Raw genomic sequence first — 1,352 nt, forward strand, 5'->3', positions numbered from 1 at the left:
GTACGCACCGGAAAGGCACCCGGAGAGATCGCCGTCCTGTGCCGCACCGCGACCGACTTCGCCGAGATCCAGGGCGCCCTCGTCGCCCGGGACGTCCCCGTCGAGGTCGTGGGCCTCTCCGGCCTGCTGCACCTGCCCGAGGTGGCCGACCTGGTCGCCGTCTGCGAGGTCCTCCAGGACCCCGGAGCCAACGCCTCACTGGTCCGCCTGCTCACCGGACCACGCTGGCGCATCGGCGCCCGCGACCTCGCACTCCTGGGCCGCCGGGCCCGGATGCTCGTGTTCCACGCGCGCGTGGACACCGACGACGACCCCGACCGACGGCTCGCCGCAGCCGTCGAAGGGGTCGACCCGGCCGAAGTCATCTCCCTCGCGGACGCGCTCGACACCTTCCTGGAGACTCCCCTCGGCGGCGACGGGGACGACGACGGGCTGCCGTTCTCGGCCGACGCCCGCGTACGGTTCGCGCGGCTCGCGGCCGAACTGCGCGACCTGCGCCGCTCGCTCGCCGACCCGCTCATGGACGTCCTGCACCGCGTCCTCGCCACCACCGGCCTGGAGGTGGAGCTCTCCGCCTCCCCGCACGCCCTGGCCGCCCGCCGCCGCGAGACCCTGTCCAACTTCCTGGACGTTGCCGCCTCCTTCGCCGCGAACGAGGGCGAGGCGAGCCTCCTCGCCTTCCTCGGTTTCCTGCGCACCGCCGCCCAGTACGAGAAGGGCCTCGACAACGCCCTGCCGGGCGGCGAGAACACCGTCAAGGTGCTCACCGCGCACAAGTCCAAGGGCCTGGAGTGGGACGTCGTCGCGGTCCCGGGGCTCGTCACCGGCACGTTCCCCAGCGGCCAGGGCCGCGAGAAATGGACAGCCCAGGGCAAGGTCCTCCCGCACGAACTGCGCGGCGACGCCGACACCCTGCCGGACATCGAGGCCTGGGACTCCCGCGGCATGAAGGCCTTCCACGAGGCCATGAAGGAGCACCAGCACACCGAGGAACTCCGCCTCGGCTACGTCACCTTCACCCGCCCCCGTTCCCTGCTGCTCGGCTCCGGCCACTGGTGGGGCCCCTCGCAGAAGAAGCCCCGCGGGCCCTCCGACTTCCTGCACGCCCTGTACGAGCACTGCGCGGCCGGGCACGGCGAGATCGAGGCCTGGGCGGACGAGCCCGAAGAGGACGAGGAGAACCCCGCACTGCGCGCGGCCGGCGGCGACCACGCCTGGCCCCTCCCGCTGGACGACACCGCGATGGCCCGCCGCCGCGAGGCCGCACGGACGGTGCTGGCCCACCTGGAGTCCGGCCACTCGCACGAAACGGCCCACCCTTCGGCTCACGACGCCCCCGGCCCGTACGGCGC

Annotated in this window: 1 protein-coding gene; it reads left to right on the forward strand. The window is 73.6% G+C overall.

The window, feature by feature from the left end:
• Positions 1 to 1,352, forward strand: a 1,352-nt coding sequence (locus AOK01_RS40095) for a 3'-5' exonuclease (protein WP_169800193.1), incomplete at both ends; no start/stop codon positions are given.

Origin of the sequence: Streptomyces aurantiacus (assembly GCF_001418335.1) — a bacterium.
Lineage (GTDB): Bacteria > Actinomycetota > Actinomycetes > Streptomycetales > Streptomycetaceae > Streptomyces > Streptomyces aurantiacus.